Origin of the sequence: Xenorhabdus lircayensis, from assembly GCF_016306625.1 — a bacterium.
GTDB lineage: Bacteria > Pseudomonadota > Gammaproteobacteria > Enterobacterales > Enterobacteriaceae > Xenorhabdus > Xenorhabdus lircayensis.
In genome coordinates, this window is sequence record NZ_JACOII010000009.1 from 1 (window position 1) to 6,925 (window position 6,925).

The 6,925-nt window shown below is 41.9% G+C and carries 7 protein-coding genes and 1 pseudogene; 5 read left to right on the forward strand and 3 right to left on the reverse strand.

Translation table 11 applies throughout. The features are described 5' to 3' along the window. The coding region (locus tag H8A87_RS01130) for a phage tail tip fiber protein (protein WP_198688198.1) at positions 1-1,224 on the forward strand (1,224 nt) is incomplete at its 5' end. A gap of 123 nt (positions 1,225-1,347) precedes the next feature. On the opposite strand, the gene H8A87_RS01135 is transcribed toward H8A87_RS01130, so the two are convergent. The 3 genes from H8A87_RS01135 to H8A87_RS01145 all read right to left on the reverse strand — a co-directional run bounded on the left by H8A87_RS01135 (position 1,348) and on the right by H8A87_RS01145 (position 3,330). After that, positions 1,348-1,743, reverse strand: a complete 396-nt coding sequence (locus H8A87_RS01135; RefSeq protein ID WP_198688199.1) for a Rha family transcriptional regulator — start codon at positions 1,741-1,743, stop codon at positions 1,348-1,350. Further along, the gene (locus H8A87_RS19715) at positions 1,727-2,323 is read right to left on the reverse strand and encodes a hypothetical protein (RefSeq protein WP_232370005.1); all 597 of its coding nucleotides are present in this window, start codon (positions 2,321-2,323) and stop codon (positions 1,727-1,729) included. The genes H8A87_RS01135 and H8A87_RS19715 overlap by 17 nt, the downstream gene beginning before the upstream one ends. Positions 2,324-2,823: 500 nt before the next feature. Next, positions 2,824-3,330 carry a hypothetical protein gene (locus H8A87_RS01145; protein WP_198688200.1) on the reverse strand — a complete coding sequence of 169 codons (507 nt, stop codon included), beginning with the start codon at positions 3,328-3,330 and terminating at the stop codon, positions 2,824-2,826. Between the two features lie 693 nt (positions 3,331-4,023). Here H8A87_RS01145 and H8A87_RS01150 point away from each other — a divergent pair. From H8A87_RS01150 to H8A87_RS01160, 4 genes and pseudogenes are all read left to right on the forward strand, one after another. Further along, positions 4,024-4,389, forward strand: coding sequence for a hypothetical protein (locus tag H8A87_RS01150; protein WP_198688201.1), 366 nt, complete (start codon positions 4,024-4,026; stop codon positions 4,387-4,389). 19 nt (positions 4,390-4,408) lie between these two features. Beyond that, on the forward strand, positions 4,409-4,537 hold the full coding sequence (locus tag H8A87_RS20140) for a hypothetical protein (RefSeq protein ID WP_269749506.1): 129 nt from the start codon (positions 4,409-4,411) through the stop codon (positions 4,535-4,537). Positions 4,538-5,638: 1,101 nt separating this feature from the next. Continuing rightward, positions 5,639-5,854, forward strand: coding sequence for a hypothetical protein (locus H8A87_RS01155; protein WP_232370006.1), 216 nt, complete (start codon positions 5,639-5,641; stop codon positions 5,852-5,854). Between the two features lie 506 nt (positions 5,855-6,360). Beyond that, positions 6,361-6,925: pseudogene (locus H8A87_RS01160) on the forward strand (phage portal protein); the annotation flags it as partial.

A 6,925-nucleotide genomic window follows, 5' to 3' on the forward strand; every position in this document is an offset into this window, starting at 1 on the left:
GCCGGTAACCAGTTCCTCTCTGCTGAGGCCGGAAAACGGTTGCAGACTGAACTGGATTATCAGGCGGAAGCTGCCCTGATTAACGGTGCCGCGATTCAGGAAAATGCCCGGGAATTACTGGTGCGGGATGGCGAGAACAAGGCCGAAATCAAACGGCTTGATCGGGTGTTTGCGGATGAGAAAGAGGCATGGGCGCAGTCTATTACTGAGGTGAAAGCGGATTTAAATGGAAAAATCCAAACAGGTATTCAGGAGAATAAACGCGCTATTGCGAAATTAGATTCTGCATACTCTGAATCTGACCAGCGTGTTCAGGCGAAATTCAAAGAGCAGTCGGCGGTGATTAACTCCAAAATGCAGGCGGAATTTAACCAGTCCGGTAATGGTTATGCCATGCACAGCGTGAATATCACCCTTAATCATCAGGGGCAGAAATACACTGCGGGCGGCATGGTTATCAGTGGTGAGATTAAAAATGGCCGGCTGGAGTCCTATATCGGGTTTTCGGCCAATAACTTTGCCTTTTTTAACCCGGTTAACGGAAAGCCCGTGCCGTTTATGGTGGTGAAGAACGGGCAGATGTTCACCAATAGTCTGTTTGTCGAAGATGGCAGTATTACCAATGCCAAGATTGGCAATTTCATCCAGTCTAGGAATTATGTTGCCGGCAGTTCGGGGTGGAAAATTGATAAAAGTGGTTTTGCTGAGTTTGAAAATATCAAGGCAAGGGGGGAGATTAATGCAACAAGTGGCACGTTCGCCGGCACAATCAATGGGGCTAATGGTAATTTTACCGGCACAATATATGCGAACAAAATTGTCGGTGATGTTGTGTCTGTAACATTGGGGAACGTCTCACTTGGAAATGACGAGAGTATTTTTTTTCATAAGAGGTTAAATGAAGCAATGCCCTTTGACCGGGTGTTTGTTTATGGGCCGATCATGACACAGCGGTATGTTGGCTCTCTGGGCGGGACAGGTCAAGCCTCGGCATCAGTGTATGTCAATAATGCCCTTATGGCCGAACAACGTTTCAGGATGGAGCGTTCTGACAGCGGTCCGCAATGTATCTCCGGCACATTGTTCACTCCCCCGATAACCATCCGTGCAAATACAACGCCGACTATTAAAGTAGTTCTCAGTACTCAAGGACTCGGGTCGACATATCCTACCTCCGGTATTGGCATGCTGTTTAAAGCCAGTGATCAGTGGACAAGCGTTTAAAGGTTAACTCCCGGTTTATCCCCGTATTTACGGGGAATCATTCAGGTCTGCGGTTATCCCAAACACTCAGAGTTTAACTTCGACGACGACTTCTCACTTTTCTTCTCAGGAATACATTATGCTTTATGCACAAGGCACTATTTCTACCGTGTCCGGCTCGGCTATAGTCAGAGGAACCGGCACCCGCTTTAAAAGCAACATTAACGGCGTTAACGGCGTTGCCTTGCCTGACTCCAAATCAAACCAGCGGTCAATCACTGCGGCACGGCGTATAACGTCATAACCCGTAATCAGGATTTCGGTATGGCGGCGGTCGGGTAGGAACTCAGAAACGTAGCCGCGATTGTCGATAACAACTATCACGCCATCAATCACCCTAATTTGTTGATTTTTATGATGGTCAAAATCGTGACCATCTTTTTTAATGCCATAAAGCTGTTTAATCATGTTCCAGATATCAACATGAATGTTTTTTACTTCTTTCCCTGTCAGTTCCGCAACCTCACGACTGCTCATCATTGTTATTGTGGTGAAAGTAAGCGAACTCTATTTTTTCAAAGAACCCCTGCCCCTCGTCTGTATCAACAATTTTTGATATGCGATCAGTGCCTTTTTCAGTCCAGAGTGTCAGCGATACTGTATGTTTATTAACCGAGTAAATACCTTTCATTTGGTTCACTCTCCCTCTTAAAGAGGGGGAGTTGGTTGAACAATAACTAACCAACCCGATGTTATCGGGGAACCTAACTACATCTCTTAAAGAGTTGTAGTTCTTAATTGTTTGTAATTTAAAGTAAAGCACATTTGCTTTACGGTTAACCGATTGATTTATTTTGTGATGAAAAGAACCATCATCCCAAAGGGTAGCATTCGCCGTGCTATCCTTTTCTTTTTGCACGTCGCTAAAAGATACGCGCAAAGTTTGTACTCCACTCAATGAGGATCGCAAATTCTGTGAGTCAGTATTACTGACGCACAAACTTTGTGAGTCACTATCAGTTACGCCAAAAATCCGATTATGAGGCATTGGATTTTGCATCAACGTTTTTCGTCGGTACAAATAACCACCAGTTTGCATACCGATATCTTCGGTACTCAAGCTGTATTGATGATATTTTGCTCCCCCGTTTTAGGGTGCTCAAAGTATGACCGGTTGCAAATTTGCAGTGTGCTTATGTTCCAGCCAGTGAAGCAACCTATTGATTCTTCCGAGGTCCTCACTTTGGACACCTCGACTAAATGGGTGGATTCATCAGCTAAATTTTCAGCCAATGTGTAACCTCCATAAAATTTTGGAGATTGGAACTGAGCGAAAAATTTCGCTGATAGCCACCCCGAAATTATCGGGGAGCCTAAACAGAGGACTTCGGTAATACGACTCCTTAAACTCAAGGAATCCCTATAGTTAATTTTAGCTGTTATGGTGGACGCACTACCTCCGTTTGAAACGGAAGTGTGAGTTAAAAGGGCTTTCAAATCCCATTTATGTAACATGTTGATTTTAGGTAACTCCTGCACCATGCGGGAGATAAGAGATATCGAGGGGTTAAAAGGTGAGAAATCCCACCTTTTTGCATAGGATGTGGAAGCGTACCAAATTCACCGAACAAGGAATTCTACACTGATATCCATATACGATGAACTTCCGTAAGCGTTAGTCTGATTGCAGTCAGCATTTCCACAAGTAGCGCTCTTAACTATATTCGGACACCCTTTAATCACCGTATACCAACCTACATCACTGAACTCGTATCCACGCTCAAATCTCAAAGCACAACTCATAGAGTCACTAGAAACCGCCCACTCAACCCATTTAGGCCTAAGTGTGCAAGCACTAAATAAATTATCGTTGTCTTGCAAATGGATACTTTGCTGGTTGCCAGGCTTAACCTTTATCTGATCTGCACCACTATCATACATACAGTCGGTGCTTTGTTTGACTATCACGAGATCATTGACAGAAAAAGAGTGATTTTTAAATTCCATATTATAGTCAGCAGAAAGAACCTGTTGTTTTTCTGCATTAACCATTTTCTCATCTGCCCAGACTGGGGATATCAACAAACAATATAAAGCTGCACAAAATAATATATTGATAATCTTCATGTCGTGCTCCTTCTGATGAAATGCCTAAAAAATATTTCGTCAATATTTTTTGACTCGTGATTACTTCATCATTAATAGAGTACTGAAATGATAACTGCTATATCATGTAGGTTATTCACCTATTAGTTTCAGTATAAGCAAGCCTCCATGACAAACCTCACTCAAAAATCAGTGGGTAAGTGAGACGATTTAATACACTCACCAATTTCCATAAGTTAACTTTTACAAGCATGTAAAATTATCACATCAATAATATAAACCATCGAAATAATATTAAAGTGAAATAATAATTTTTTATTGCGTTCTGCGTGAATTAATTACGCCTGTTATCTCAAAAATCAGATAATTTCCTATTAAACATCAATAAAAGTAATGTAGTGTATAGCACCTTACACAAGCGCATAATAATGCTTAATAGCATGATTCTGGCAGGATAATAAAAATCATCATCCTGCTCGTTTAGGAATAATAAAGGGATTGTTACCCACAGTGACAGTAATAAAACTTAATGAATTATAAGACAGTAAACTTATGAGCTAAAATTCAAAAGTAACTGTTAATTGATGTAAAATCAATTTGTTATAAGAAGTAAGTTTTCTTCCCCTTAAACTTTTATCAGTTATGTAGTTGAAAATTATTTACCAAGATGCCTTGCAAAATACATTGTCAAGCATTATACATGGAGTATAATTTGTGACCGCTAAGAATACTGTATACAAAGATCCAGAGTTGCATAAAAGAGCCGTTAGCCGTTTTCACGAGCTACACGCTGCAATTTTTGGTGAAATTAGCTCGATTTTAAAGAAGGCTAAGCTCTTGCCGTTAATTGAGCTAAGAAAACATAATCCAAGCTTCACTGAGATAGCTGAAGAATTGATAAAATATCGTGATTTGGCTCAGAAAGTTGCCGCTTGGTTGGATATCGAAGAAGATCAATTTAGCGCGTATGTTGATGAATATATTGCCCTAACTCGTGAATTAGCTAAAGCAATTGATGATGACAATCCTGAAGCACTTTGTGGGGCAATTGCGGCGCTGGATGAAAAGCCTTATATTTAAAAACTGCGAGGGTATTAACATGAAAAAACAATATGATTTTGAAACTATATTTAAACTACTTAATGAAATGGAAGCGTGCGTTTCACGTGTAAAAGAATTACACACAAAACTGGACGCTGACCTTTTTCAAGTTAAAAAAGCCGCCTAATTCTATATCTCATCTCCTTACAACAAAGCCACCTTAGCCATGGTGGCTTTTGTCTATTCGCCTGTTACTCTTTCTTTTTCTTCCCTCGTCAATCCAACCCCCTTCCTCAACCCCCACACTGAACATCAGCCTATTATTTAGACTGGTGCAATGACTCTTGCTTTTGATTCCACACCGAATCTGCCGGCATCTGGACACGGACGTCCAAGCGACAGCTTTCAGAAGAATAGACAGGCTATAACGGTCATTGAGACAACATAAAATTTGAAATTAAATTATTATTTATCAAGTGGTTATAAATTATTTGCGAGATAAAAACTAAAATTGAGACAACATAAAATCGGCGGAGTTGCCTCAATTTTTGAAAATTAGTTTTTATAAAACAAAAGGTTAACTTGATTGAGACAACTGAGACAACCGAGACAACACCGTTTGCTTAATATATATAAGTAGAGAAAAGAAATATAATTATTTGCGAAAATGAGTTCATGGTTATTGTTACCCTTCGGTGGTGAAATATGACCCACGTACTCATTTGCGTTATCCGCGATGGCTACCGACAAATTTGTCGACAGTGAATCATTACAGCCGATACCTTCAACAAACCTATGTGACTCTTCTGGGTGAGTCTTAAAATATACCACTTGGAGGTCGCGCCGCATTTCGTCGGAATCTGGTTCATAGCAGTAGGCATCTGAGATGAATGAGTGACCGTTCTTATTAAATACCGTCTTTGTGCTTTGTAACTTATTGATTATTATAATGATGGTTTTTCCCATAACCTTTTGTATAGATGCTTCAAATCTGAGTCATCATAAAAATCCTTTAAAATCATTGTGATTAAAATTTGGATCACGGTCAAAATCGTGACCATCTTTAAGGTGGATTATCACACCTTGGGTATTGGGATTTCCTCAATACCTTTTTAAATGACTGAATACGTATTACGTCCGCAGTCAGGAACTGGAAAGTAGTTATAACTTTTAACCTGTTGATTTTTATGATGGTTGAAATTCCAACCATCTTTAAGGCGGTAATCAATGGCACGAAGACAGCAAAAGAACTCACAAGCTATAGCTACGGCCACAGGGAAGATAACCGTTGCCCTCAAGCGCATCAAAAGCCGAACAGGGAAAGTTATGGCCAGCCACCATGCAGGTGCAGAGCGATAAGCGCAGTGATTACCCACTGCGTGTTGTAGGTTTTGATGAAGTGGCGCTGTCGGTGATGTTATTGCGGAAAGGTCAGGTGATAACCGTGACGGGGAGGGCTTCTTACTGGCAGGGCTATCAGTTGGCTGTTACCTCCATTACTTAACAGGTTCCGACGAAATTCGTCGCAACCCTTTATAGCTTAGAACGTTTAGTGTACTGACCTCGCTTTATCCCTACAGTGACACCAGATCATAAATGGCATATATATCAATTGAATAATCAAGATTATTGATGTTTTCCGATCTAATGCAGATTGTATAGAAACTTGTATATGTATTAATGGAATAATTTATTTATAACTTACATATCAAGTAATTAAATTGATATATCCGCTGTAGGCAGAGAAGCGGTGTGACAGCCGGAGAGACGGCCTGCATGGCCATCATGATTCACAGAGTCGTGATTGAAATGCAGTCAGAAACCAAAGTCCGATTTTCGGACATTGCCCCTATTTAAGGCGGTGACGAATGACTTATGCAGAACTTTATATAATCCCGATGTAAAAATGACGGGGTTATATCAAACACATCAGTTGAATATGCTAAATGAGGCGAAAACTATGATGATGATACTTATAAAAGAAGATGGCAGTACATCCATAACGGCTGATGGGAAACCACCCTGTTGAAAACCGGCGGCCGCTACACCTACGGCGTGTACAACGAAGACGGCAGTTTCGCCATCAGTCCCGATGACATGATCCACATCCGGGCGCTGGGCAATAACCGCAAGCTGGGCTTAAGTCCCATCCTGCAACACGCCGAAACCATCGGCATGGGCATGAGCGGGCAGAAGTACACCAGTGCCTTTTTTGGCGGCAATGCCCGTCCGGCCGGGATTGTTTCTGTGAAGGGTGAAGTCAACAAAGACGGCTGGGAACGGCTCAAGCAGATGTGGCGAAATGCCTCGGCGGCGCTGCGCCGGGAGGAAAACAAGACCCTGCTGTTACCGGCTGACCTGGATTACCACGCCCTGACCGTGTCCCCGGTGGACGCCCAGCTGATTGACATGCTGAAACTCAACCGCTCCATGATTGCCAGTCTCTTCAATGTGCCCGCCCACATGATTAACGATCTGGAGAAGGCGACCTATTCCAATATCAGCGAGCAGTCCATCCAGTTTGTGCGGCATACCGTGATGCCGTGGATAGCCAACTGGGAGCAGGAGCTGAACC